Below are 24,199 nucleotides of genomic sequence, written 5' to 3'. Positions count from 1 at the left end.
TCGTATGCCGCCGAAGCACGCAGGAAGGCATGCCGCGAGGCAGGCGCTAAAGCCCGGTCATGACCGCTTCCAGCGCCTGCGGGTCGATGGGCTTGTACAGAAGCCCGATCCCCGCCGCGGTCGCCGCCGCCCGCAGGTCCCAGCCCCGGTTCGCTGTGATCAGGCGGGCGGGAACCGGGCCATGCCGGGCGCGCAGGCGAGTGACGAACTCGATTCCGCTGATTCCGGCGCCAAGCTGGTGGTCGACCAGGAAGATGTCCGGCAGGATGCCGATCTCTTCGATCAGCGCCAGAGCCTCCTCGCCCGAAGAGGCCTCCAGCACCGTCATCCCCCATTTCTCCAGGATCAGTCCCAGCGCCCGCCGCATGTCCGCGTCATTCTCGACCAGGAACACGATCCGGTCCGCGGCAAGCGCCTTGCCGTCCTGCCGCTCCGGCGGATCGCTTGGCCGGGGCCGGTCGGGCCCGACCGCGCTTCGTGGCACCTGCACCATGAAACAGCTGCCCCGGCCCACCACCGACCGCAATTCCAGCGGATGCCCCAGCAGCGCGCAGGCCCGCTCCACGATGGCCAGCCCCAGCCCCATCCCCTCGCTGGCCGAGGCGCGGGCGTTCAGGCGGTGGAACTCCTTGAAGATGTCGTCCTGCGCCTCTTCCGGGATGCCCGGCCCGGTGTCCCAGACCTCCAGCCGCAGCCCCGACCCGCGCCGCCGCGCGCCGACCAGCACCCGGCCCCGCGCCGTATAGCGGATCGCATTGCCGATCAGGTTCTGCAAAATCCGCCGCAGATAGGCCGGGTCGCTTTCCACCGCCAGCCCGCAGGGCACCACCGTCAGCGCCAGCCCCTTCGCCGCCGCCAAAGGCGCGAACTCATCGGCCAGCGTCCGCAACAGCCGGTCCAGCGCCACGCTGCCCACGCTGACCGCCGCCTTCCCGCTTTCCAGCTTCGAGATGTTCAGGAGCGCATCCAAGAGCCCCTCGACCGAGACCAGCGCATTCTGCGCCTTCTCCAGCGCCAGCTGCGCCCCCGGCTCCAGCCCCTCGCCGCCGATCAGGCCGATGAACAGCTTCGCCGCCGACAGGGGCTGCAACAGGTCATGGCTCGCCGCCGCCACGAACCGCGAGCGGCTGGCATTCGCCCGCTCGGCATCACCCAGCGCATCCTCCAGCTCCAGCGTCCGCTCGATCACGCGGGCCTCCAGCGTCTCGTTCGCCCGGCTCAGCGCCTCCAGCGCCGCGCGTTCCGCCGTCACGTCGGTGAAGCTCAGCACGAATCCCCCGTCCGGCGTGCCCTGGGCAAAGACGTCGAGGATCAGCACATCCCCGCGCCGGACCTCGAATTCCAGCGGCGACCGGAGGCCATCGGCCCGCACCCAGTCCAGAAGCTGCCCGGCGGACATTCCGGCCTCGAACCGCATCTCGCTGCGGAACCGGCTGAACAGCGGCTCGAACGAGGCCCCGATCCGCAGCCGCCCCATCGGCAGCGACAAAAGCGTGCCAAGACGCTGGTTCCAGCCCACCAGCCGCGCCTCGGCATCGAAAATGCCGACCCCCTGGTCGATATGGTCCAGCGTCGCCCGGATCACCCGCGCCTGATCGTCCAGAAGCTTGCCGCGTTCATGCCGCTCCGCCCGGATGATGTCGGTCACGTCGGTCTGCAGGATCACCGTGCCGCCATCCGCCGTGCGATGCTCGCTCACCTGCACCCAATGCTCGCCCGCCAGCCGCACGTTGAAGCTGACATGGCGGTCCGCGTGCCGCCCCATCCGACCCGCCGCCCAGTCGCGCGCGCCCTCCGTCCCCGGCAGCGCCAGATGCGGCGAGCGGCTGACCATCGCCACATAATCTGCAAAGGCGAGACCGGGTCGCAACTGCCCGTGAACATCCGGCATATGCATGGCAAAGCGCGAGTTGCACATCACCAGCCGCTCCTCGCGGTCGAACAGGGCAAAGCCCTCCTGCACCGTCTCGATCGCGTTCGACAGGTTCTGCCGCGCGGTCTCTGCCTCGCGCATCGCTTCAGCCAGCCGCCCGTTCGATTCGTTCAGAAGATCCAGCGCCCGGCCCAGATCATGCGTGCGCTCGCGCACCTGATCCTCCAGCAGCGCCGCGCGCTGGAACTGGGCATAGGCGGCACCGCTGTCATCCGTCGCCTGCTCCACCCGCCGCATCAACGCCTCGGCGATGGTCAGAAGCTTCTCTGCCCGCCGCTCGGCACTGTCCGCCGGGTTGATCAGCGACTCGATCATTCCGCAGCTTTCGGCGGATAGATCGCCACCCCGGTCATGGTCTGGTTTACATGCATCGAATTCAGCTGCTCGCCATAGGTGGAAAAGCCCACCACCCCATGCCGCTTCAGCAGGGCCGAAACCGCCCCGAAAAGCTGGTTCTCCTGCGCCTCGATCCGCCGCAGGATGCAGTCGCAGGCGAGGATCGCCGCAGGACTGCCGCCCGCCGAAAGCTCCGTCAAGGCCCGGTCCAGATGCGCCGCCATGTCCTGCGGTTCGGCAAGCGTCAGCACCAGCCCCTCGTCGATGGCCGAGAAGAACACCAGATCGCCGTTCGGTTCCATCCGTTGAATGGCGCGGACATGGTGGCTGCCACCCAGCCGCACCACGACCGGATGCGCCGCGAAGGTGAAGGTCGTCAGCTGCGCCGGGTCCTTGCCCAGAAGCCGCGCATATTCCTGTGCTGCGGGTTCCGCGTTGATCTGATGCACCACACGCCGGGCCGGGTCCGCGCCGGTCACCACCATGCGCCGGTCGGTCGGGATCAGGTGGTTCAGGCTAAACACGCGCACCTTGCAGGCGGTGCGCACCAGCAGCAATGCGGCCCAGCCCTGCCGAAACCGCCCGTCCTGCAAGATGAAGGTCGCCTTGAACCGCGTGCCGTCCCCGGCCGAACCACCAAACAACGGCACCGGCCCCAGCCCCGGCCCCAGCGCCGCCGTCAGCTCGTCCTCGCGGATCGACAATCCGTCGACCATCACGAAGGCGAACTCGTCCTCCCAGCCGCCATGCCGCCGCGCCAGCCCGGCCCGCGCCCGGATCAGCCGCCCGATCAGCGCCTGCCCGTCCAGATCGGTCAGGTCGATCCCCAGGCAATCGACCGCGAAACTGTCCCGGGGCAGGGCGACCGCGACGATCTCGCCCTCGCAATAGCCCTCGGGCGAAATCTCCCCCGCCGTGGTGCAGCCGATCACGGTAACGCCGGGGAAGGCCGCGCCGAGCCCTGCTTCCAGCGCCGCGCGGTCGGCCTGAGGCGAGACGAACAGGATGACCGCAGCAAAAGGCCCCGGCCCCAGATCGCGCGCCAGCTTCACCAAGGCTTGCGGATCGCCCGCCTCGGCATGGGCACGCGGCATCAGCGGCAGGGCGTCGGGGAAGGCCCCCGGCAAGGTGCGGCTTTCTGCGGTCATCGGCGGCTTCTCCCGGCGCCGATGCTACGGCGGCGCTTCCGGGCAGGGCAAGGGCCAAGGCCGCGTCAACCGCCTTCCGGCATCAGGCTGGCGAAATTCGTCTCGCGCGCGATCAGCACCGCCTGGGTCCGGCTTTGCACCCCAAGCTTGCGCATGATCGCCGTGACATGCGCCTTCACCGTCGTCTCGGCAATCGACAGCTCATAGGCGATCTGTTTGTTGAGCAACCCCTCGCAGATCAGTTGCAGGATCTTCGCCTGCTGCCGCGTCAGCAGCGCCAGCCGTCCGATGGCCTCCTCCCGCGCCGTGGTCTGCGACTTGCCCTCGGGGGGCGAGACATAGCCTTCCGGCAGGAAGCGCCTGCCCGCGCGCAGCGCCTCGAAGGCCGCGCGAAACACCTCGCGGCGCGAATGCTTCGGCACAAATCCCGCCGCCCCGGCAGCCATGCAGGCCCCGATCACCCGGTTGTCGGCCAGCGAGGACACCACCACGACCGGCACCCCCGCCGCTGCCTGTCGCAGCCGGATCAATCCGTCGATCCCGTTCACATCTGGCAGGTTCAGGTCCAGCAGGATGACGTCCGGCGCCGGGGTCAGGTCGACCCGGTGGATCGCCGTCTCCAGCCGGTCGGCGGTCTCGATCTCGGCGATCCCGGCCACCGATTTCAGCGTCATCGACAGGGCATCGCAGAACAAGGGATGGTCGTCCACGATCAGGGCCGAAGCGAAGGGCCTTTCCGTCTCGGGCTGGGAAGCCATCGTCATCTTGCGCCTTCGGGATCGCGTCTGGGACAAGTCTAGCCCAGCCCGCTTCCGCCTGAAACTGGCCAAAAGTCCTATGGTCAGGGCATCGGGCAAGGTTAACCAATCGTGAATTTCAAAAATCAACACTCTGATTTCACATGATATTATTTTCTGTCCACGGTGGACACCTCCAACCCTTCGGCCCTTTTGGTTCGGGCTTTCCCGACCCATCGCCGGACTGTAGGCTGGGCAGGTGCCCGCCCCACCCCCGGGTTTTACAGAAAGGTGCCCGTCATGACCCTCCGCCCCGACCGCCGCTCCGTCCTCACCGGTCTGGCCGCCCTGCCGGTCCTTGCCCGCACCAGCCTCGCGAAGACGGGAACCGAGCGTCCCTTCGATCTGCGGGTGATCATGTCCGGCCACAGCCTGACCGACCCGATTCCCATCCCGCTCACCGCGATGGTGCAGGCTGCCGGCGGGGCCGCGGCCGAGGGCATGCGGATCGACGCCGACACCGTGCCCGGCAGCCCGATCGAAATCCGCTGGAACGAACGCGGCCGCTCCCCCGACTCGCGGGAGGACCTTGCGAACTACGACGTCCTCGTCCTGACCGAGCGCGTCCCCGTCCGGTCGGCCATGCAATGGCATCGCACGAAGGAGCTCTCGCTGGACTGGTTCAACCTCGCCTGGACCAGCGGCAACGGCGGGCGCGGCGCAGAGACGGTGCTCTACGCCTCGTGGATTTCCACCACCAGCGGCCCCGGCAATCAGGATTCCTATGATTCCGAGGAACAGACCATCCCCTTCCGCGAAAGACTGGAGCTGGAGATGGGATCCTGGCAGGAGATCGTGGACCATGTGAACCGGAACCGTGTGGAAGGCAGCCCGCCGATGCGCGCGATTCCGGGGCCGCTGGTCATGGCGGCGGCCTACGACGCGATCGCAGCGGGCACCTCCCCCGGTCTCACCGCGATGACCGATCTTTTCGAGGACAGCATCCACGTCAATTATCTTGGCGGCTTCCTGATCGCACTGGCCCATTTCGCCGTGATCTACGGGCGCGACCCGCGCAGCATTCCCGACCTGCGCGGCGAGGGAAACTGGCCCAGCCGGGACCAGGCCGACTGGATGAAGCAGCTCGTCTGGGACGTGGTGCGGGCCTATCCCGACAGCGGCCTGACCTAACCGCGCCGCTTCGCCTCGATCACCTCCCAGATCCGCGCGGCGGCATTGGTGCCGTCGAACCGCTCCAGCTCCTGGATGCCGGTGGGGGAGGTCACGTTGATCTCGGTCAGCCAGTCGCCGATCACGTCGATGCCGACGAAGACCTGCCCCTTCTCGCGCAGGACCGGGCCGATGGTGCGGCAGATTTCCAGGTCGCGCTCGGTCAGGCCGATCTTCTCCGGCCGCCCGCCGACATGCATGTTCGACCGCGTCTCGCCCGCCTGTGGGACGCGGTTGATCGCGCCCACCGGCTCGCCGTCGACCAGGATCACCCGCTTGTCGCCCTTGGCCACGTCGGGCAGGAACTTCTGCACGATCAAGGGCTCGCGGTTGATGCCCATGAACAATTCGTGCAGCGACGAGAGGTTCCGGTCGTTCGGGTCCAGCCGGAAGACACCTGCACCGCCGTTGCCGTACAAGGGCTTCAGGATGATGTCGCCATGCCGGGCCTTGAAGGCGCGGATCGTGGCCAGGTCGCGGGCGATGGCCGTGGGGGGCGTGAGCGTCGGGAAGCGCAGGACCAGAAGCTTCTCGGGGCTGTTCCTGACCCAGAACGGATCGTTCACCACCAGGGTCTTCGGGTGGATCATCTCCAGCAGATGCGTCGTGGTGATGTAACCCATGTCGAAGGGCGGATCCTGCCGCAGCCAGACGACATCGAAATCGCCAAGGTCGACCTCGGTCTCCGCCCCATAGGTGACGTGGTTGCCGACCTCACGCCGAACCTCGATGGGCCAGCCACGCGCCAGGACCCGACCCTCGACGAAGGCCAGCCGGTCGGGCGTGTAGAAGAAGAGGCTATGCCCGCGCTCCTGCGCCTCAAGCGCGATGCGGAAGGTCGAATCCGCGTTGATGTTGACCGACCCGATCGGGTCCATCTGCAGGGCTACCTTCAGCGACATGGCTCACTCCTTCGTGTTGGGGAAGTGATGGCCGATGCCGCCGGAAGATGCAATTCAGCCTGCGAAGGCGTTTTCCACCACCTCGATGCGACCCAGGCCATCGACCAGCGCCAGATCGATGCGCAGGTCGGTCAGAAGCCCCTTGGGTTCGCCTGCCAGGAATTCGTCGACGGTGGCGAAGATCCGCCCGATCTGCGCCTGCGAGATATGGCTGGCCGCCATGTCATGCGTCCGGCTTTGCTTCACTTCGACGAAGATCACCTCGTCGCCGCGACGGCCGATCAGGTCGATTTCCCCGGTGATCCCCCGCCAGTTCTTCGCGCAGATCGCGATGCCCCGATCTTCATAGAGCCGCGCGACCGAGGCTTCGGCGGCATGACCGGCAATATGGTTCTTGAGCCCGCGCAGCTTGCGGGTCTGACGGGCGGGCGAAGGGGAGAAATCGAACGGCATGGCCTATCCCTGGCTGCGATCAAGCGCGATCCGGTACACGATCTTGCGCGATACCCCCAGAGTTTGCGAGACAAAGGTTGCAGCATCCTTAACGGACATGCTCTGCAGTGCGGCATCGAGGGCTGCGCCGATGCTTTCCTCTGTCGCTTCGGCGGGCGCGGCCCGGTCGACCAGCACCACGATCTCGCCCTTGATCTCGCGGGTCTCCACGTCGGCAACGAGCGTCGCCACTGTCCCGCGCAGCACCTCCTCGAAGCGTTTGGTCAACTCGCGGCAGACGACGACCTGCCGGTTGGCGCCCAGTGTCGAAGCCATGTCGGAGAGCAGTGCGCCCAGGCGTTTCGGACTTTCATAGAGGATCAGCGTCGCCTGCACCCCTGCCAGTTCCTCCAGGAAGCTGCGCCGCGCGCCCTGGGCCGAAGGGGGGAAGCCCGCGAAGAGGAAGCGGTCCGAGGGCAGGCCCGACAGCGTCAGGGCGCAGATCGCGGCGCAGGGGCCGGGGGCGGCGGTCATCGGCAGGCCCGCTGCCGCCACCGCCCGCGCGAGTTCGAAGCCGGGGTCGGAGATCAGCGGCGTGCCCGCCTCGGAGGCGTAGGCGAGGCTCTTGCCCTCGGCCAGCAGCCCGACCAGCCGCTGCATCTGTCCCTCTCCCGAATGGTCGTGGTAGGCGATGACCGGGCGGCCGTTCAGCGGGATGCCGTGGATCTCCATCAGGTGCCGGAGCGTACGGGTGTCCTCGGCCACCAGCACATCCGCCCCGGCCAGCACATCCAGCGCCCGAAGCGTGATGTCGCGGGCCGCGCCGATGGGTGTCGAGACGAAATGCAATCCCGGCGAAATCGCGCGCAGAGCGGGTTTGTGGCCGCCATCACCGGGGTCCGCGCCCTGCCTCACAAGTTTACTTCCCCTGCCGAACCCATTACCCTTCCGGGCAAACGCAGCGCGCTGCCACAGTGAGGAAACCTATGTTGTCCGTTATTCGTCGGGCCCGCAAGTCGCTGGGTCGGTTCTGTGTTGGCCTTGGGGCTCTGGTGCTGTCTGCTTGCGTGGCGACGGGTCCCGGCACGGCGCCTCCGGGCAAGGGCGGGTCGGTGCAGGTGGCGCTGCTGGTTCCCTCGGGTTCCGGCCAGTCGCAGGATGAACTCTTCGGCGCGAACCTGGAGAATGCCGCCCGCTTGGCGATGAATGACCTTTCCGGCGTGAACATCGACCTGCGGGTCTACAAGACCGGCGGCAGCCCGGCACAGGCCGCCGCGCTGGCGAAACAGGCGGTGGACGAGGGCGCACAGGTGATCCTGGGGCCGTTCTATTCGGAAGAGGCCAATGCCGCAGGCGTGGCCGTGGCGAACTCCGGGGTGAACGTGCTCGCCTTCTCGAACAACGCCGCCATCGCGGGCGGCAACGTCTTCGTCCTGGGCCAGACCTTTGAGTCCACCGCCCGGCGGCTTGCCGGATACGCGGTGCGCAACGGCAAGTCCAAGGTCCTGATCGTGCATGACCGCAATGTCGCGGGCGAAGTCGGCAAGTCCGCCATCGAGCGGGGCGTCGCCTCGGCCGGGGGGTCGGTCGTCGGCGTGACCTCCTACGAATTCTCGCAGAACGGCATCATGCAGGCGGCGCCGGGCATCGTCAGCACTGCCCGGTCCTCGGGTGCGACCGCGCTGTTCCTGACGGCGGACACCGCGGGGGCGCTGCCCTTGCTCAGCCAGCTTCTGGTCGACAACGGGATCGACAAGGCCACCACCCAGTTCATCGGCCTGACCCGCTGGGACATCCCGCCCGCCACACTGGCGCTGCCCGGCGTGCAGGGTGGCTGGTTCGCCATGCCCGACCCGGGCCTGCAGGCGCAATTCCGCGACCGCTACGCCGGCGCCTACGGCAGCCAGCCGGTGCCGGTCGCGGGCCTGGCCTATGACGGGATCGCGGCGATCGGGGCGCTGGCCAACCGGGCCAAGGGTGGCGCGCCGCTGTCTAAGGGCGACCTGACGCAGTCGGCGGGCTTTGCCGGGGTGTCGGGCATCTTCCGCCTGCTGCCGAACGGCACCAACGAGCGCGGCCTTGCCGTGGCGACGATCCGCGCCAACCAGGTCGTCGTGGTCGAGGCCGCCCCCCGCAGCTTCGGCGGCGCCGGGTTCTGAGCGTAGGTTCCGCCATCGTGACAGGGCCGGTCGAGGTTGAAGCTCTCCCCTCGGCGGCCCCGTCCGGCTATCCCGTGCCGGACGCGGGTGCGCTGACTGCCCGCATCCTGTCCCGCCTGCAAGGGGCGACCGACCCCAAGACCGCCCGCGCACTGGTGGTGCAGGACCTGCAGGCCGCCAAGGCCGAGGCCACCGCCGCCTTCCAGGCCGCTTTCCTGCAATCCCCCCGCCAGTCCCGCGCGCTGATCACCGCCCAGGCGGCGCTGACCGACGTGCTGGTGCAAGTGACGCTGGCTGCCGCCATGCGCCTGCATCCGCTGGCCAACCCGACCGAGGCCGAGCGCATCGCGGTTCTGGGCGTCGGCGGCTACGGGCGCGCGGAAATGGCGCCGCAATCCGACGTCGACCTGTTGTTCCTGACGCCGTGGAAGATCACGCCCTGGGCGGAAAGCGTCATCGAGACGATGCTTTACATGCTCTGGGACCTGAAGCTGAAGGTCGGCCATTCCAGCCGCACGGTGAAGGATTGCATCCGCCTCGGGCGTGAGGACATCACCATCCGCACTGCGCTCTTGGAGCACCGCTTCATCTGCGGCCACGCGCCCCTCGCCGAAGAGCTGGACACGCGGCTCTGGGGGGAGCTGTTCAAGAATTCCGGCCCGGAATTCATCGAGGCGAAGCTGGCCGAACGGGCCGCGCGGCACAAGCGGCAGGGTGGCCAGCGCTATGTGCTGGAGCCGAACGTGAAGGAGGGCAAGGGCGGGTTGCGCGACCTGCAGACGCTCTACTGGATCGGGAAGTACCTGCACCGGGTGCCGTCTTCGGAGGGGTTGGTGGGGGCAGGCCTTCTTAGCCGCGACGAGTTCGAGGGTTTCGCGCAGGCCGAGGATTTCCTCTGGGCCGCGCGCTGCCACCTGCACTACATCACCGGGCGCCCGACCGACACGCTGACTTTCGACCTGCAGGTCGAGGTGGCGGCCCGGATGGGCTATCGCGACACGGGCGGGCGCCGGGCGGTCGAGCATTTCATGCAGGACTACTTCCGCCTTGCGACCCGGGTGGGCGAGCTGACACGCATCTTCCTGACCGAGCTGGAAGCCCGCCATGCCAAGCGCGAGGCGAGCCTTTTCGGCATCTTCAAGCTGACCAAGCGGGTGAAGCCCGGCTACAAGCTGGTGCAGGGCCGGATCGACGTGAAGGACCCGGTGGAGTTCCTGAAGGACAAGTTGAACCTCCTCCGCGTTTTCGAGGAAGGGCTGCGGACCAAGTACCTTTTGCACCCCAATGTCATGCGGATCGTCACCTCGCATCTCGACCTGATCGACGACGACATGCGTGAGGACCCGGAAGGGCAGCGCATCTTCCTGGACCTGCTGCTGAAGCACGGGAATCCGGAACGCTCGCTTCGCCGGATGAACGAGCTGGGGGTTCTGTCCACCTTCATCCCGGAATTCGAAGCCATCGTCGCAATGATGCAGTTCAACGTCTACCATCACTACACGGTCGACGAGCATATCATCCAGACCATCTCCTGCCTCGCCCAGATCGAACGCGGCGAGCTGGTCGAAGACCTGCCGCTGTCGTCGTCCATCCTCAAGGAAGGCGTGAACCGGCGGGTCCTTTATGTCGCGCTCCTGCTCCACGACATCGGCAAGGGGCGGCCGGAGGACCATTCCATCCTTGGCGCGCAGATCGCCCGGCGGGTCTGCCCCCGGCTGGGGCTGGATGCCGAGGAATCCGAGACGGTGGAATGGCTGGTGCGCTACCACCTTCTCATGTCCGACATGGCGCAGAAGCGTGATATCGGCGACCCCCGCACGGTGCGCGATTTCGCCAAGGCGGTGAAGACCCGCAAGCGGCTGGACCTGCTGACGGTGCTGACCGTCTGCGACATCCGCGGCGTCGGGCCGGGGACCTGGAACAACTGGAAGGCCATGCTGCTGCGCCAGCTTTACAAGCTGACCGCCGATGCGCTGGAAGGTGGGCTGGAAACCCTGAACCGCGAGAACCGGCAGGAGGAGGCCACCCGCGCCCTGGCCGAACGGCTGGCGGGCTGGGACCCGGCGGCTGTCGAACACGAGATGACGCGGCATTACGCGCCCTATTGGCAGGGCCTGTCGACCGACACGCATGAGGTTTTCGCGCGACTGCTGCAAGGCCTCGGCGACGACGAGATCCGCATCGACCTGCACCCCGACGCCGACCGCGACGCCACCCGCGCCTGCTTTGCCCTGGCCGACCATCCCGGCATCTTCAGCCGTCTTGCCGGTGCCCTGGCGCTGGTCGGCGCGAACGTGGTGGATGCGCGGACCTATACCTCCAAGGACGGATACGCCACCGCCGTCTTCTGGGTGCAGGACATCGAGGGCCATCCCTACGAAGTCAGCCGCCTGCCGCGCCTGCGGGGGATGATCGACAAGACGCTGCGGGGCGAGGTGGTGGCGCGCGACGCCCTGAAGGACCGCGACAAGATCAAGAAACGCGAGCGCGAGTTCCGCTTCCCGACCCATATCACCTTCGACAACGAGGGCTCGGAAATCTACACCATCATCGAGGTCGACACCCGCGACCGGCCCGGCCTGCTGTATGACCTGACCCGGACGCTGGCGGTGAACAACATCTACATCGCCAGCGCCGTCATCGCGACCTATGGCGCGCAGGTGGTCGACACCTTCTACGTCAAGGACATGTTCGGTCTGAAGCTGCACCAGAAGCACCGGCAGGAGGCGCTGGAAAAGAAACTGCGCCAGGCCATCGCGGAAGGGGCCGAAAGGGCCAGCGCATGAGCAGTTCGCGCGGGATGATCCGCAGCATCGTGGCGCTGGGCGGCTGGACTCTCGTCTCGCGCGGGGCGGGACTGGTGCGCGAGCTGATGATGGCCGCCTATCTGGGCGCGGGGCCGGTGGCGGATGCGTTCAACGTCGCGTTCAGCCTGCCGAACATGTTCCGCCGCTTCTTTGCGGAAGGGGCCTTCAACCAGGCCTTCGTGCCCTTGTATGCCAAGAAGCTGGAAGCGGGCGAGGATGCCGAGGATTTCGCGCAGAACGCGTTTTCCGGCATGGCCGCCTTCCTGACTGTCTTTTCCCTGATCGGCACGCTAGCCATGCCTTTGCTGGTCTGGGCGATGGCGGCAGGCTTCGTCGGGGACGGGCGCTTCGACATGGCGGTCGACTTCGGGCGGATCACCTTCTGCTACGTCGGCTTCATCTCGCTCTTCGCGCTTCTCTCCGGCATCCTGAACGCGCATGGGCACTTTGCCGAGGCCGGGGCGGTGCCGGTGCTGATGAACCTTGTCTTCATCGCCGCGATGTTCCTTGCCAGCCGGATGGGCTGGGACATGGGGCAGACGCTGGCCTGGACCACGCCGGTCACCGGCCTCGCGCAGCTTCTGTGGACCATGTACGCCGCCCGACGGATCGGGTTCATTCCCCGCCTGCGCTGGCCGCAGCTGACACCGGACTTCAAGCGCCTGATGGTCAACATGGGGCCGGCGCTGCTGGTCGGGGGCGTGGTGCAGATCAACCTTCTCGTCTCGCGCCAGGTCGCCTCGGGGACCGAGGGCGCGATCTCCTGGCTGGTCTACGCTGACCGGCTGTACCAGCTGCCGCTGGGGGTGGTCGCCATCGCCGTCGGCACCGTCCTCCTTCCCGAACTCAGCCGCCGCCTGCAGGCCGGGGACCATGCCGGCGGCCGCGAGGCCTTCAACCGCGGCACCGAATTCGCCCTTCTCCTGACCCTCCCCGCCGCCGTGGCGCTGGTGGTGATCGCGCTGCCCATCACCGAGGTCCTTTACCAGCGGGGGCTATTCGACGCCGAGGATACGGCCGCCACCGCCCTTGCGCTGGCGATCTACGGCCTCGGCCTGCCCGCCTTCGTGCTGCAAAAGGCGCTGCAACCGCTGTTCTACGCCCGTGAGGACACCCGCAGCCCGTTCCGCTATGCCGTCTGGTCGATGGCGCTGAACGCCGCCCTTGCCTTTGGCCTGATGCCCGTCATCGGCTTCTCCGCCGCCGCCTGGGCCACGACGCTGTCGGCCTGGGTCATGGTCGGCCAGCTCTGGTGGGGCGCACGACGGCTGGGCGAGGAGGCCCGCTTCGACGCCCGCTTCCTGTCGCGCTTCTGGCGCATCTGTGCGGCTTCGGCCCTGATGGGGGCGGCACTCTGGGGCGGTTGGATGCTGCTGCAACCGATGCTGGACGCCAAGGCCTACCGCATCCTTGCGCTCGTCCTGCTCATCGCGCTTGGCATGGCCAGCTACGCGCTTGCCGCCTTCGCGCTCAAGGCCGTGCGGCTGTCGGACCTCAAGGCGCTGAGACGTCAGCGCTGACGGATCATCTGCACCACGCGGCTGAACCCGCCGGGGCTGACCACGAAAGACAGAAGGAACCCGGTGGCGAAGCCTGCGACTTCGGCCACCCAGTCCCAGCCGCCACCGAAGAGCAGGCCAAAGACCAGCTGCACCGCCAGAAGCATCCCGATCAGGCTGAAGGCCCGCAGCCGGTTCGCCCCCACCAGCGCCAGCTTGGTCCAGATCAGGAAGGTGAAGGCTCCGATAAGGCCATAGACCCCGGGATAGGCCCCGATCAGCTGCGTCCGAAGGCCCGGGACCAGAAGCCCGTAGGCCGCACCGCCCACGAGGGCCGAGCCGAGGAACACCGCCAGCACCCCCCACCAGCGGAAGACCTCACCCACCATCTTGCCAAGCGCCAGCACCATGACCACGGCGAAGAGCGCGTTGGTGAAGCTGGCGTGCACGGTGACGTAGCTCAGCAGCCGCGGCAGCTCCTCTACCGGATTGCCGCCGTTCACCCATTGATACTTGAGCAGCTCCGGGAAGAGGCCGAACCGCTCCACTGCCTGCAGGCGCCAGCCGATCGCCTCAGGGCCGCCGACCACCCCGGCCTCGCCCAGCGACAGCACCACCTCCATCGCGATCAGCGGCAGGGCCAGCGCCCAGACCACCCAGGGCAAGGGGTTCAACGGGGCTGCGTTGTGATCGGGGTCCATGCCAGTCCTGTGTGATTGACGCCTGTTGCCCCTTCGATTACGCGGGTTTGCAAGCTTAATCCAGACGGAGCCACGCCCCATGTCTTCCGCAGCTTCGGCGGTCCAAACGCCGAAAACCTTCAAGCCCCGCATCTTCTCGGGCATCCAGCCCTCGGGCGGGCTGACGCTTGGCAACTACCTCGGTGCCTTGAAGCGCTTCGTGGAAAAGCAGGACGAGGGGATCGAGACGATCTACTGTCTTGTCGACATGCATGCGATCACCGTCTGGCAGGACCCGGAAAAGCTGCGCCAGCAGACCCGCGAGGGCGCTGCCGCCTTCATCGCGGCGGGGATCGACCCGGTCCGTTCCATCCTGTTCAACCAGAGCCAGGTCTCGGCCCATGCCGAGCTGGCCTGGATCTTCAACTGCGTCGCGCGCATGGGCTGGATGAGCCGCATGACCCAGTGGAAGGACAAGACTGCCGGCAAGAACGCCGAAGCGGCGAGCCTGGGCCTGTTCGCCTATCCCGCCCTGATGGCGGCCGACATCATGGCCTACCACGCCACGATGGTCCCGGTGGGCGAGGATCAGAAGCAGCACCTGGAGCTGACCCGCGACATCGCGATCAAGTTCAACAACGACTACAAGGTGGATTTCTTCCCGGTCGTGGAACCCTTGATCGAGGGCGCGGCGACGCGGGTGATGTCCCTGCGCGACGGCACCAAGAAGATGTCGAAGTCCGACCCTTCAGATCAAAGCCGGATCAACCTGACCGACGATGCCGACACCATCGCCGCCAAGATCCGCAAGGCGAAGACCGACCCGGCGCCGCTGCCCGAAACGGCGGAGGGCCTCAAGGACCGGCCCGAGGCGCGCAACCTCGTCAACATCTACGCCGCCCTTGCGGGCCATACGGTCGACCAGGTGATCCGCGATTTCGCCGGGGCGCAGTTCGGCACCTTCAAGCCCGCGCTCGCGGACCTTGCGGTGGCCAAGCTTGCACCGATCACCACCGAGATGAACCGCCTGATGGCCGACCCCGGAGAGATCGACCGCATCCTTGGCGACGGGGCCGATCGCGCCGATGCCCTGGCCCGCCCGATCCTGGAGCAGGTCTACGACATCACCGGCATGATCCGCTCGCGCCGGGGCTGACTGTCACACTCCCGTTGCACCCCGGCCCTAGGGTCGGGGCGTTCGGAGATGCGATCTGTCCCCATCGCCGGTCCGGCCCGCTGCCCCTGAAAGGCCCGACCATCCCGACATGCCCCTGTGCTTCCCCGCACGGGGGCTTTTTTCTGCCTGGGCGTGTGGCGTTGCCCAAGTCGCTCTCGCCCGATGCCAAGTCTTTGACTCTACAGACTCTCCCGGATGCGCAATCCGCTTGTCCACAGCTATTTTCGTAAGAAATCGCTTTACAGACTTCCGTGCGGCCCGCACTATATCTAGTAAGGGCTGCGTCGGGCAAACGCTGATCCTTGCCAGACACCCAGCCGCTGGGGTCGAACCGCCCCAATGGCATCAAAATGAGGCCGGGCATGTCGCTTTCCGAAGACTACGCTGCGATGGAGGACCTCCATCCCATCGATATCGTCGAGACCCTGGCCGAACACCATGCCTGGGAATTCGACCGCGTGACCGACGACCAGATCGCCATGGCGGTCGAGGGCCAGTGGCGCACCTATTCGCTGACCTTGGCCTGGTCCGAGCAGGACGAGACGCTGCGCCTGATCTGCACCTTCGAGATGGAGCCACCCGAGGAAAAGATCGGCGCGCTGTATGACGTGCTGAACCGCTGCAACGACATGGTCTGGTCCGGCGCCTTCACCTGGTGGTCGGAGCAGAAGCTGATGGTCTGGCGCTATGGGCTGGTGCTGTCGGGCGGGCAGGTGGCAGGGCCGGAGCAGATCGACCGGCTGATCGCGGCGGCGGTGATGGCCTCGGAGCGGTTCTACCCGGCGTTCCAGCTTGTCTCCTGGGGCGACCAGACCCCGGCGCAGGCGATGAAAGTCGCCATTGCCGAGGCTTACGGGCGCGCCTAACCTTGCCCCCGGTTGAAGGGGGTATCCATGACTTTGGAACGCGTGGCCCGGGACGGGCTGGTGCTGCTTGGCTGCGGCAAGATGGGGACGGCTTTGCTGACCGGCTGGCTGGCCGCCGGGGTGCCTGCGGCATCGGTCTGGGTGATCGAGCCCAATCCGACCGACTGGCTGAAGGGCAGTGGAGTCCATCTGAACCAGGGGGTTCCGCCTGCGCCTGCGGTGGCGCTGCTGGCGGTGAAGCCGCAGATGATGGGCGCGGCCTTGCCGTCCCTGCAGGCCTTGGGCAATGGCAAGACGCTTTTCGTCTCCATCGCCGCCGGGACGCAGATTTCCACCTTCGAGGACGTGCTGGGCACCCGCACCCCCATCGTCCGCACCATGCCGAACACGCCCGCGATGGTGGGCCGGGGGATCACGGCGCTGGTCGGCAATGCTCATGTGTCCCCTTCCGACCTTGCCTTGGCGAAAAGCCTGATGGCGGCGGTCGGGCAGGTGGTAGAGCTGACCCATGAAGATCAGATTGACGCGGTGACCGCCGTCTCCGGCTCGGGCCCGGCCTACGTCTTCCACCTGATCGAGACGATGGCGGCGGCAGGCGAGGCCGAGGGGTTGCCTGCCGATGTGGCGATGCAACTCGCGCGCGCCACAGTCTGCGGGGCGGGGGAGCTGGCGTTCCAAAGCCCTGAAAGTGCTGCACAACTGCGGATCAACGTGACCTCGCCCGGAGGGACAACGGCTGCTGCCTTGGGGGTGCTGATGGATGCGGAAACCGGCTTTCCGGCCCTGCTGAAACGCGCGGTGAAGGCTGCTGCCGACCGGGGGCGGGAGCTGGGGAAATGACCATCACCTATGCCGATTTCGAGAAGGTCGACATCCGCGTCGGCCGCATCACCCGCGCCGAACCCTTCCCCGAGGCGCGGAAGCCCGCCTACAAGCTCTGGGTCGATTTCGGAGCGGAGATCGGCGAGAAACGCTCCTCGGCGCAGGTGACGAAGCACTATACGCTGGACCAGCTGATCGGGCGGCAGGTGCTGGGCGTGGTCAACTTCCCGCCGCGCCAGATCGGGCCGGTGAAGTCCGAGGTGCTGGTGCTGGGGGTTCCCGATGAAGACGGCGCGGTCGTGCTGATCGGGCCGGGGCATGAGGTTCCGCTGGGAGGAAAACTGTTCTGATGCAAAGGCTTCTGATCACCCGCCGCCTGCCCGACCGCGTGTTGGAAGCCGCCCGCGCCCGCTTTGACGTGACCCTGCGCGACCGGACCGAGGTGCTGTCACCCGACGAGTTGCGCGCTGCGCTGCGCGACTACGATGCGGTGCTGCCGACCCTGGGCGACCGCTTCCAACCCGATGTTTTCGCGGATGTTTCCGTGCCTCGCGCCAAGATCCTCGCCAACTTCGGCGTGGGCTACAACCACATCGACGCCGGGGCCGCCAGGGCTGCCGGGCTTGCCGTGACGAACACGCCCGGGGCGGTGACGGATGCCACGGCGGATATTGCCGTCAGCCTGATCCTGATGACCGCCCGGCGGTTGGGGGAGGGGGAGCGTGTCCTGCGGGCCGGGGGCTGGGAGGGCTGGGGGCCGGTGCAGATGCTGGGCACCCATGTCACCGGAAAACGCCTTGGGATCATCGGCTTCGGGCGGATCGGCAAGGCGATTGCCAGGCGCTGCCACTACGGCTTCGACATGGAGGTGGTGTTCCACAACCGCTCCCGCGTGGAAGACCCCGGCCTGCCCGCGCGGCAGGTGGAGATGGCCGAGGCGATGGCGGCGGATTTCGTGGTGGTGGCGGTGCCGGGCAGCCCGGCGACGCATCACCTGATCGACGCCAAGGCCTTGGGAATGATGCAGAAAACCGGCATCTTCGTGAACATCTCGCGGGGCGATGTGGTGGACGAACGCGCCCTGATCGACGCGCTGCAACAGCGCCGGATCGCGGGGGCGGGCCTCGATGTCTACGAGTTCGAGCCGAAGGTTCCGGTGGCGCTGATGGCGATGGAGAATGTCACTTTGCTGCCCCATCTCGGCACCGCCAGCCTGGAGGTGCGCGAGAACATGGGGATGATGGCGGTGGAAAACCTGATCGCCTGGGCCGAGGGCCGAACCCCGCCAAACCTGGTTAATCCATAGCCGGATCGGAACCGGAAGCGGCGTCTGCGATCCGTCTGGAGTCGGTATGGAAACCATACATACGCGCGTATGGGCTGAAATCCGTTAACGTTTTGAAGGGCGGGCAATCTGCCCACCCTCCGACGCCGCAGACTACCGGACTACGCCGCTGCCTTCTCGCCCCCGAAGCGGCCGTAGAAGGTCTCGCCCTTCTCGGCCATCTCGCGCAGCAGCGCCGGGGCATGGAAGCGTGGCCCGAACTGGGCGGTCAGGCCGCGGCAAATCTCGACCGCGCGGCCCGCCCCAAGAATGTCGAGCCAGCTGAACGGCCCGCCCGACCAGGGTGCGAAGCCCCAGCCGAGGATCGCGCCCACGTCGCCTTCGCGGATGTCGGTCAGCACGCCTTCCTCCAGCGCGCGGACCGCCTCCAGCACCTGCGCAAAGAGGAGGCGGTGCTGCACGTCGGCCAGCGAGGGCTGCATCTTGTCCTGCGGATACTTGTGCGCCAGCCCGTCCCACAGGCCCAGCCGTTCGCCCTTGTCGGAATAGGCGTAGAAGCCCGCGTTGGATTTCTTGCCCAGACGGCCCTGGTCGGCCATCCAGAACAGCACATGGTCCACCGCCTCATCCGGGTAGTCGGCACCCATCGCGGCCTTGGTCGCCTTGGCGATCTTCACGCCCAGGTCGATGGAGGTTTCGTCGACCAGCTGCAGGGGGCCAAGCGGCATCCCGACCAGTTTCGCCGCGTTCTCGACCAGCGCCGGTTCCACCCCTTCGGCGACCATGCGGATGCCTTCGTTGATGTAGGGGATGATGCAGCGGTTGGCGTAGAAGAAGCGGGCGTCGTTGACGACGATGGGGGTCTTGCGGATCTGCCGGACGAAATCCAGCGCCTTTGCGACGGCGCGGTCGCCGGTCTTCTTGCCCCGGATGATCTCGACCAGGTTCATCTTGTCGACCGGGCTGAAGAAGTGGATGCCGATGAACTGCTCGGGCCGTTTTGACGCGGCGGCGAGGCCGGTGATCGGCAGGGTGGAGGTGTTGGTGGCGTAGATGCAGCCCTCGTCTACCACGGCCTCGACCTTGTGGGTCACGTCGGCCTTGACCTTCGGGTCCTCGAAGACGGCCTCGACCACCAGATCGACGCCTTTCAGCGCGGCATAGTCGGTGGTCGCGGTGATGCGGCCCAGCACTTCGGCGCGTCTCTCTGCCGTGACCTTGCCGCGCTTCAGACCCTTGTCCAGCAGCCCCTCGGAATGCGCCTTGCCGCGGTCCGCCGATTCCTGCGTGGAGTCGATCAGCACGACCTCGATCCCGGCGTTGGCGGCGACATAGGCGATCCCGGCGCCCATCATCCCTGCGCCGATGACGCCGAGTTTCTTCACCGCCATATCCTCGACCTTGGGGCGGTTCGCGCCTTTCTCCAGCGCCTCCTTGTTGATGAAGAGGCTGCGGATCATAGCGCTGGACGAGGGGTTCATCAGGACAGAGGTGAACTGCCGCGCCTCGATCTTCAGCGCGGTGTCGAAGGGCACCAGTGCGCCTTCGTAGACCGCCGCCAGCAGGGCCTTGGCCGCCGGATAGACGCCCATCGTCTTGCCGTGGACCATCGCAGAGGCGCCGACGAAAGTGGGGAAGCCGGGCGCCGAATAGGGCGCGCCGCCGGGCATCTTGTAGCCCTTCTGGTCCCAGGGTTTCACCAGATCGGTCTCGGTGGCGGACAGCACCCATTCCTTCGCGCGCTTCAGCAGGTCCTCGGGCGCCACGACCTCATCAATCAGGCCCGCGCCCTTCGCCTCCTTCGGCGAGGAGAGCTTGCCTTCCAGCAGGAACGGTGCGGCCATCATCGCACCCAGCTTGCGCGACAGGCGGGTGGTGCCGCCCGCGCCGGGGAAGATGCCGACCATGATCTCGGGCAGGCCGATCCTGGCCTTCGGGTTGTCGGCGGCGATGATCCGGTGGCAGGAAAGCGGCAGCTCCAGCCCGATCCCCAGTGCGGTGCCGGGAAGCGCGGCGACGATGGGTTTGCCGCCCTTCAGGGTCTTCGGGTCCATCCCGGCGCGTTCGATCTTGCGTAAGGTATGGTGCATCTGCATCACGCCATCGAAGATCGCCTGCGCGCCGCCCGCCCGCATCTTCGCGATGACGTTCAGGTCCATGCCCCCGGCGAAATCCTTCTTTCCGCTGGTGATGATGATGCCCTTGACGCCCGCGTCCGCCAGCGCCGTGTCGATCAGTCCGTTCAGCGTCGCGAAGGCCTCGGTCGACATGACGTTCATCGACTTGGACTTCAGGTCCCAGGTGATGGTGGCGACGCCGTCGGCATCAGTGGTCATGGTGAAGTCGGTCATTGGGCGATCTCCTTGGGCCAGCCGGGATAGGGGGTGCCGTCCTTCATGGCGAAGGTGCGGAACCCGTTCCGGCGCGTATAATGCAGGTCGATGTCGGGGTAGTGGCAGGCGTCCTCGGCAAAGCGTGTGCCGGTGATGAAGAGCGTGGCAGGCGCGCTGCCGTCGTTGCGCAGGCAATGGGCGTTGGGCTGACCGGCGGGCCATGAGACGCAGGTGCCGGGACCGATCTGGTGCGGGCCGTCGTTTTCCAGAAGCGTGACGGTGCCGTCGAGGACATAGAGGAATTCGTCCTCCTCCTCATGCCAGTGGCGCAGGCTGGTCTGCCCGCCGGGGTTCAGCCTTTCCACGAAGGCGCCGAACTGGGTCAACCCGCCTGCATCGGACAGCGCGATGTCCCAGGCGTCGCCGAGATCGGCGAACCGGGCGGGGTAGTTGTTCTGGCAGTAGAGCTCCGGGACCGAGCCCGTCCGCAGGACATTCGGGCGCGGGGTGCCGTCGAAGGGTTGGCCCCAGGGGGCGCGGAGGTTCATGAGGTCCTGCGGCAGGGTGCCGGATTTCAGCACCGACCCGCCCGCCGCCTCGATCCGCCAGTCGGTCTCGCCGTTGATCTGGCGGCGGCCGTCGTCGGGATAGGTGCAGATGTCGCCCTTGGCCCGGCTGCCTACGATCAGCCAGCGCGCGGGCACGTCGCCCCGGTTGGTCAGGTGGTGGCCGTTCGGATCGCCATGCCGCCAGCAGACGGCATCGCCGGGGAAGAGGTCGGTCATCCCGGTGTCGTCACGCAGGGTGGCGGTGCCGGAGAGGAGGTAGAGGAACTCGTCCTCCGCCGAATGCCAGTGCCGGTGGCCGGACCAGGCGCCGGGGTCGAGCGTGTCGAGATAGGCGCCGAACTGCGTCAGCCCGCCTGCGGTCGACAGGTGCAGGGTGTGCAGGCCCTTCTCGCCGCTGACGGGCGCGTTGGCGGGATCGACGATCATTGCGGGGCCTGCGGACGGCCCGGCCCGTCGGCACCGGCAAAGAAATCGGAGGCGTCCAGCGGCCAGCGGGTCGCTTGCAGGGCGTCGTAATGCGCCTCGGAGAACAGCCAGAGCTGCCCGCGCCGGACCAGGCTTTGCCGCGAGACATGGGGATAGGCCACGGGGTCGCCGTTCGACAGGATATGGGTGTGGTGCCAACCCTCGATCCGGTCGCGGGCGGCATAGTCGGCAGCGCGGGCGACCCGTTCGTAGTGGGTGACGCCACGCGCCTTCAGGCCCTGCGACAGGGAGTCGAAGGTGGGGCGCAGGTCGGCGGTCGTGGTGACAAGCAGTTCGGCGCGGGCGGTGTGCACCAGGTAGGGCAGGTCGATCATCGCGGCATAGCGGTCGAAGTCGCCCGCCAGCACCGCCTGCGAGACGATGTTCAGCGCGTCCTGATAGATCGTGAGCGGGTTCATCTTGGACCTGCCCAGTCGGTGCCGTCCCTGTAGGTGAAGCGCGCCTTGCCCCCCTCCACCTCCAGCTTCAGGTCGACGTCGGAATAGGTCGCCACCTCGCGCGGGGCCTTGGTGCCGACGACAAGGAACTTTGCCACCTTGTCGGTGCGGTTGAGGAAATGGTGCCCGTCCGTGCTGCCCGCCGGGAAGGCCGCGCAGTCGCCGGGGCGCATCACCGTCTCGCCCGCGTCCTGCACCAGGGTGCATTCGCCTTCCGTCACCATGACGAACTCGTCCTCGTGCTGATGCCAGTGTCGCAGGCTGGACAGCGCGCCGGGCTCCAGGCTGACGAGGTTCGCGCCGAACTGGGTCAGCCCGCCCGCATCGCCCAGCCGGAGCGAGGACCGGCCCCGCATCATGCTGGCGTAGGGCTCGGGGTAGATCGAGCCGGTTTTCACCGGAACCTTGGTCGGGTCGATCACGGGCATCTTCAGCTCCCTTGGTTGCGTCCCTGTCGCGGTCAAACCCGCTCGATGATGGTGGCGGCGCCCATGCCGGAGGCGATGCAGAGCGTGGCGAGGCCCAGCTCCTTGTCCTGCCGCTCCAGCTCGTCCAGAAGCGTGCCGATGATGATCGCCCCGGTCGCGCCCAGCGGGTGGCCCATCGCGATCGAGCCGCCGTTGACGTTGACCAGGGCGGGGTCGACATCGAAGGCCTGCTGGAAGCGCAGCACCACGCTGGCGAAGGCCTCGTTCACCTCGAAGAGGTCGATGTCGCCGATCTGCAAGCCGCTGTCGCGCAGGATCTTCTGCGTTGCGGGAACCGGGCCGGTCAGCATGATCGTGGGATCGGTGCCGATCTTCGCGGTCGCGCGGATGCGGGCGCGAGGTTTCAGCCCGTGGGCCTTGCCGAATTCGGCGTTGCCGATCAGCACTGCCGCCGCGCCGTCCACGATGCCGCTGGAGTTCCCGGCGTGGTGGATATGCTCGATCCGTTCCAGATGCGGATACTTCATCAGCGCGATCTTGTCGAAGCCGGGCATGGATTCCCCCATGTCCTTGAACGCCGGTTTCAGCGCGCCAAGCGCCTGCATGTCGGTACCGGGGCGCATGTATTCGTCGGTCGACAGGATCGGCAGACCGTTCTGGTCGGTGATCGTGAGGACCGACTTGGCGAACCGACCTTCCTTCCAGGCCTGTGCCGCCCGGCGCTGGGATTCCACCGCCAGGGCATCGGCCTGGTCGCGGGTGAAGCCATATTCGGTGGCGATGATGTCCGCCGAAATCCCCTGCGGGACGAAATAGGTCTTCATCGCCAAGGTCGGATCGACGGCAATCGCCGCCCCGTCCGAGCCCATCGCGACACGGCCCATCATCTCGACCCCGCCGGCGATATAGGCCTGCCCCGCACCGCCCTTGACCTGGTTGGCGGCCAGGTTCACCGCCTCCATGCCGCTGGCGCAGAAGCGGTTGATGGCAAGGCCCGGGATGTGTTCGTCAAGGTCCGAGGCCAGCACCGCCGAGCGCGCAAGGCACCCGCCCTGCTCGCCAACCTGGGTGACGTTGCCCCAGATCACATCCTCGACCGCATGGCCTTCCAGCCCGTTCCGCTGCTTCACCGCGTTCAGCACCTTGGCCGAGAGCGCGACCGAGGTCAGCTCGTGCAGGGAGCCATCGGGACGGCCCTTGCCGCGCGGGCTGCGGACGGCGTCGTAGATGAAAGCGTCGGTCATCGGTAACTCCTTACGCGGGGAAGGCCCGCTGCATCAGGTCATAGGGGTGTTTCCAGCCGGGCAGGGCCGCGATGCGGGCAAGCCAGACGTCGATATGGGGCCAGTCCTTGCGGTCGAATCCGAAGGGCTCGGGGTAGAAAAGGTAGCCGCAGCAGGAGAGGTCGGCGATGCTGGGCCCGTCGCCGACGATCCAGTCGCGGGCGGCGAGGTGGTCGTTCAGGATCGTATAGGCCGCCTTGAGCCGCCCTTGCAGGAAGGGGATCACCGCCTCGGGGCGCTTGTCCGGGGGCAGGAAGTTCATCAGGAAGCGGGTGGTGCCGATCACGGTCGAGAGCTTGTGGTTGTCCCAGAACAGCCAGCGCAGGATTTCCTGCCGATCTTCGGGCCGCCCGCCAAGCTGGCCGGTCTTCGCGGCGATATGCTCAAGGATTACGCCGGACTGGGTCAGCGTCAGGGCGCCGTCGACCAGCACAGGCACCTCGCCCATCTCGTTGATCTTGCGAAACTCCGGCGACCGCGCCTCGCCCTTGAAGAAGTCGACGAAGACCGGCTGCCAGTCGGTGCCGGTCAACGCCAGCGCCAGCGCGCATTTGTAGGCGTTGCCGCTTTCGCCGAATGAGTAGAGCTTCACGTCACATCCCCCATCTGCACCCGCCAGCCCGGCCCGAAGGTCGGAATGAGTATTTGTC

The 24,199-nt window shown here is 67.1% G+C and carries 22 protein-coding genes; 9 read left to right on the top strand and 13 right to left on the bottom strand.

The annotated features are described in order from the left end of the window. Positions 1-46: 46 nt before the first annotated feature. The 3 genes from ACE3P6_RS05630 to ACE3P6_RS05620 all read right to left on the bottom strand — a co-directional run bounded on the left by ACE3P6_RS05630 (position 47) and on the right by ACE3P6_RS05620 (position 4,181). Positions 47-2,248 (bottom strand): PAS-domain containing protein, encoded by a 2,202-nt coding sequence (locus ACE3P6_RS05630; RefSeq protein WP_374392509.1) that lies wholly within the window; start codon positions 2,246-2,248, stop codon positions 47-49. Next, positions 2,245-3,417, bottom strand: coding sequence for an FIST N-terminal domain-containing protein (locus ACE3P6_RS05625; protein ID WP_374392506.1), 1,173 nt, complete (start codon positions 3,415-3,417; stop codon positions 2,245-2,247). Before ACE3P6_RS05625 ends, ACE3P6_RS05630 begins: the two co-directional genes overlap by 4 nt. A 65-nt stretch (positions 3,418-3,482) precedes the next feature. Further along, complete coding sequence (locus tag ACE3P6_RS05620) at positions 3,483-4,181, bottom strand: response regulator transcription factor (protein WP_374392504.1); 699 nt, start codon at positions 4,179-4,181, stop codon at positions 3,483-3,485. Between the two features lie 273 nt (positions 4,182-4,454). On the opposite strand from ACE3P6_RS05620, the gene ACE3P6_RS05615 reads away from it, so the two are divergent. Beyond that, positions 4,455-5,345 (top strand): hypothetical protein, encoded by an 891-nt coding sequence (locus ACE3P6_RS05615; RefSeq protein WP_374392501.1) that lies wholly within the window; start codon positions 4,455-4,457, stop codon positions 5,343-5,345. Here ACE3P6_RS05615 and gshB read toward each other — a convergent pair. The 3 genes from gshB to rsmI are packed head-to-tail and all read right to left on the bottom strand — an operon-like array spanning position 5,342 to position 7,633. Next, complete coding sequence (gene gshB, locus ACE3P6_RS05610; protein ID WP_374392498.1) at positions 5,342-6,286, bottom strand: glutathione synthase; 945 nt, start codon at positions 6,284-6,286, stop codon at positions 5,342-5,344. The two genes, ACE3P6_RS05615 and gshB, sit on opposite strands and share 4 nt — an antisense overlap. A 54-nt stretch (positions 6,287-6,340) precedes the next feature. Then, positions 6,341-6,694 carry a YraN family protein gene (locus tag ACE3P6_RS05605; RefSeq protein WP_374392687.1) on the bottom strand — a complete coding sequence of 118 codons (354 nt, stop codon included), beginning with the start codon at positions 6,692-6,694 and terminating at the stop codon, positions 6,341-6,343. Positions 6,695-6,742: 48 nt separating this feature from the next. Beyond that, positions 6,743-7,633, bottom strand: coding sequence for a 16S rRNA (cytidine(1402)-2'-O)-methyltransferase (gene rsmI / locus ACE3P6_RS05600; protein WP_374392495.1), 891 nt, complete (start codon positions 7,631-7,633; stop codon positions 6,743-6,745). A 71-nt stretch (positions 7,634-7,704) separates the two neighbouring features. On the opposite strand from rsmI, the gene ACE3P6_RS05595 reads away from it, so the two are divergent. The 3 genes from ACE3P6_RS05595 to murJ are packed head-to-tail and all read left to right on the top strand — an operon-like array spanning position 7,705 to position 13,204. Continuing rightward, entirely contained in the window at positions 7,705-8,877 is a 1,173-nt protein-coding gene (locus ACE3P6_RS05595; protein ID WP_374392493.1) for a penicillin-binding protein activator, read from the top strand. A gap of 17 nt (positions 8,878-8,894) precedes the next feature. After that, positions 8,895-11,663 carry a [protein-PII] uridylyltransferase gene (locus ACE3P6_RS05590; protein ID WP_374392490.1) on the top strand — a complete coding sequence of 923 codons (2,769 nt, stop codon included), beginning with the start codon at positions 8,895-8,897 and terminating at the stop codon, positions 11,661-11,663. Beyond that, complete coding sequence (gene murJ / locus ACE3P6_RS05585; RefSeq protein WP_374392487.1) at positions 11,660-13,204, top strand: murein biosynthesis integral membrane protein MurJ; 1,545 nt, start codon at positions 11,660-11,662, stop codon at positions 13,202-13,204. The genes ACE3P6_RS05590 and murJ overlap by 4 nt, the downstream gene beginning before the upstream one ends. On the opposite strand, the gene ACE3P6_RS05580 is transcribed toward murJ, so the two are convergent. Next, positions 13,195-13,884 (bottom strand): rhomboid family intramembrane serine protease, encoded by a 690-nt coding sequence (locus ACE3P6_RS05580; RefSeq protein ID WP_374392485.1) that lies wholly within the window; start codon positions 13,882-13,884, stop codon positions 13,195-13,197. The genes murJ and ACE3P6_RS05580 overlap by 10 nt on opposite strands. A 79-nt stretch (positions 13,885-13,963) precedes the next feature. On the opposite strand from ACE3P6_RS05580, the gene trpS reads away from it, so the two are divergent. The 5 genes from trpS (at position 13,964) to ACE3P6_RS05555 (ending at position 18,034) form a co-directional block, all read left to right on the top strand. Then, positions 13,964-15,019, top strand: coding sequence for a tryptophan--tRNA ligase (trpS, locus tag ACE3P6_RS05575; RefSeq protein ID WP_374392483.1), 1,056 nt, complete (start codon positions 13,964-13,966; stop codon positions 15,017-15,019). 383 nt (positions 15,020-15,402) lie between these two features. Then, positions 15,403-15,906: a YbjN domain-containing protein gene (locus tag ACE3P6_RS05570; RefSeq protein WP_374392480.1), complete on the top strand. Its 504-nt coding sequence runs from the start codon at positions 15,403-15,405 to the stop codon at positions 15,904-15,906. Positions 15,907-15,933: 27 nt separating this feature from the next. Next, positions 15,934-16,746 carry a pyrroline-5-carboxylate reductase gene (proC, locus tag ACE3P6_RS05565; RefSeq protein ID WP_374392477.1) on the top strand — a complete coding sequence of 271 codons (813 nt, stop codon included), beginning with the start codon at positions 15,934-15,936 and terminating at the stop codon, positions 16,744-16,746. Continuing rightward, the gene (locus tag ACE3P6_RS05560; RefSeq protein WP_374392475.1) at positions 16,743-17,078 is read left to right on the top strand and encodes a tRNA-binding protein; all 336 of its coding nucleotides are present in this window, start codon (positions 16,743-16,745) and stop codon (positions 17,076-17,078) included. Before proC ends, ACE3P6_RS05560 begins: the two co-directional genes overlap by 4 nt. Further along, on the top strand, positions 17,078-18,034 hold the full coding sequence (locus tag ACE3P6_RS05555) for a 2-hydroxyacid dehydrogenase (protein ID WP_374392473.1): 957 nt from the start codon (positions 17,078-17,080) through the stop codon (positions 18,032-18,034). The genes ACE3P6_RS05560 and ACE3P6_RS05555 overlap by 1 nt, the downstream gene beginning before the upstream one ends. Before the next feature lie 140 nt (positions 18,035-18,174). Here ACE3P6_RS05555 and ACE3P6_RS05550 read toward each other — a convergent pair whose 3' ends face one another. Genes ACE3P6_RS05550 through ACE3P6_RS05525 form a run of 6 tightly spaced genes read right to left on the bottom strand, consistent with a single transcriptional unit; the run spans position 18,175 to position 24,141 of the window. Then, positions 18,175-20,364 (bottom strand): 3-hydroxyacyl-CoA dehydrogenase NAD-binding domain-containing protein, encoded by a 2,190-nt coding sequence (locus ACE3P6_RS05550; RefSeq protein ID WP_374392471.1) that lies wholly within the window; start codon positions 20,362-20,364, stop codon positions 18,175-18,177. After that, positions 20,361-21,341, bottom strand: a complete 981-nt coding sequence (locus tag ACE3P6_RS05545) for a cupin domain-containing protein (protein WP_374392468.1) — start codon at positions 21,339-21,341, stop codon at positions 20,361-20,363. The genes ACE3P6_RS05550 and ACE3P6_RS05545 overlap by 4 nt, the downstream gene beginning before the upstream one ends. Next, the gene (locus ACE3P6_RS05540) at positions 21,338-21,799 is read right to left on the bottom strand and encodes a hypothetical protein (protein WP_374392467.1); all 462 of its coding nucleotides are present in this window, start codon (positions 21,797-21,799) and stop codon (positions 21,338-21,340) included. The genes ACE3P6_RS05545 and ACE3P6_RS05540 overlap by 4 nt, the downstream gene beginning before the upstream one ends. After that, the gene (locus ACE3P6_RS05535; protein ID WP_374392465.1) at positions 21,796-22,266 is read right to left on the bottom strand and encodes a cupin domain-containing protein; all 471 of its coding nucleotides are present in this window, start codon (positions 22,264-22,266) and stop codon (positions 21,796-21,798) included. The genes ACE3P6_RS05540 and ACE3P6_RS05535 overlap by 4 nt, the downstream gene beginning before the upstream one ends. Before the next feature lie 32 nt (positions 22,267-22,298). Beyond that, entirely contained in the window at positions 22,299-23,510 is a 1,212-nt protein-coding gene (locus ACE3P6_RS05530) for an acetyl-CoA C-acetyltransferase (protein ID WP_374392463.1), read from the bottom strand. Positions 23,511-23,520: 10 nt separating this feature from the next. Continuing rightward, positions 23,521-24,141: a glutathione S-transferase family protein gene (locus tag ACE3P6_RS05525; protein WP_374392460.1), complete on the bottom strand. Its 621-nt coding sequence runs from the start codon at positions 24,139-24,141 to the stop codon at positions 23,521-23,523. Positions 24,142-24,199 lie beyond the last annotated feature (58 nt).

The organism is Tabrizicola sp. (genome assembly GCF_041911175.1).
Taxonomy (GTDB): domain Bacteria; phylum Pseudomonadota; class Alphaproteobacteria; order Rhodobacterales; family Rhodobacteraceae; genus Tabrizicola.
Note: the sequence above shows the minus strand (reverse complement) of the source record. Positions and strands in the feature narration are given on the sequence as shown.

What these genes read in the sequence shown, in the direction of transcription:
- ACE3P6_RS05550 (WP_374392471.1), bottom strand. Translation starts at nt 20,364, where the DNA reads ATGACCGACTTCACCATGACCACTGATGCCGACGGCGTCGCCACCATC.
- ACE3P6_RS05530 (WP_374392463.1), bottom strand. Translation starts at nt 23,510, where the DNA reads ATGACCGACGCTTTCATCTACGACGCCGTCCGCAGCCCGCGCGGCAAG.
- ACE3P6_RS05560 (WP_374392475.1), top strand. Translation starts at nt 16,743, where the DNA reads ATGACCATCACCTATGCCGATTTCGAGAAGGTCGACATCCGCGTCGGC.
- ACE3P6_RS05570 (WP_374392480.1), top strand. Translation starts at nt 15,403, where the DNA reads ATGTCGCTTTCCGAAGACTACGCTGCGATGGAGGACCTCCATCCCATC.
- ACE3P6_RS05595 (WP_374392493.1), top strand. Translation starts at nt 7,705, where the DNA reads ATGTTGTCCGTTATTCGTCGGGCCCGCAAGTCGCTGGGTCGGTTCTGT.
- ACE3P6_RS05555 (WP_374392473.1), top strand. Translation starts at nt 17,078, where the DNA reads ATGCAAAGGCTTCTGATCACCCGCCGCCTGCCCGACCGCGTGTTGGAA.
- murJ (WP_374392487.1), top strand. Translation starts at nt 11,660, where the DNA reads ATGAGCAGTTCGCGCGGGATGATCCGCAGCATCGTGGCGCTGGGCGGC.
- ACE3P6_RS05625 (WP_374392506.1), bottom strand. Translation starts at nt 3,417, where the DNA reads ATGACCGCAGAAAGCCGCACCTTGCCGGGGGCCTTCCCCGACGCCCTG.
- ACE3P6_RS05545 (WP_374392468.1), bottom strand. Translation starts at nt 21,341, where the DNA reads ATGATCGTCGATCCCGCCAACGCGCCCGTCAGCGGCGAGAAGGGCCTG.
- ACE3P6_RS05535 (WP_374392465.1), bottom strand. Translation starts at nt 22,266, where the DNA reads ATGCCCGTGATCGACCCGACCAAGGTTCCGGTGAAAACCGGCTCGATC.
- gshB (WP_374392498.1), bottom strand. Translation starts at nt 6,286, where the DNA reads ATGTCGCTGAAGGTAGCCCTGCAGATGGACCCGATCGGGTCGGTCAAC.
- ACE3P6_RS05540 (WP_374392467.1), bottom strand. Translation starts at nt 21,799, where the DNA reads ATGAACCCGCTCACGATCTATCAGGACGCGCTGAACATCGTCTCGCAG.
- trpS (WP_374392483.1), top strand. Translation starts at nt 13,964, where the DNA reads ATGTCTTCCGCAGCTTCGGCGGTCCAAACGCCGAAAACCTTCAAGCCC.
- ACE3P6_RS05630 (WP_374392509.1), bottom strand. Translation starts at nt 2,248, where the DNA reads ATGATCGAGTCGCTGATCAACCCGGCGGACAGTGCCGAGCGGCGGGCA.
- ACE3P6_RS05580 (WP_374392485.1), bottom strand. Translation starts at nt 13,884, where the DNA reads ATGGACCCCGATCACAACGCAGCCCCGTTGAACCCCTTGCCCTGGGTG.
- ACE3P6_RS05615 (WP_374392501.1), top strand. Translation starts at nt 4,455, where the DNA reads ATGACCCTCCGCCCCGACCGCCGCTCCGTCCTCACCGGTCTGGCCGCC.
- ACE3P6_RS05620 (WP_374392504.1), bottom strand. Translation starts at nt 4,181, where the DNA reads ATGACGATGGCTTCCCAGCCCGAGACGGAAAGGCCCTTCGCTTCGGCC.
- proC (WP_374392477.1), top strand. Translation starts at nt 15,934, where the DNA reads ATGACTTTGGAACGCGTGGCCCGGGACGGGCTGGTGCTGCTTGGCTGC.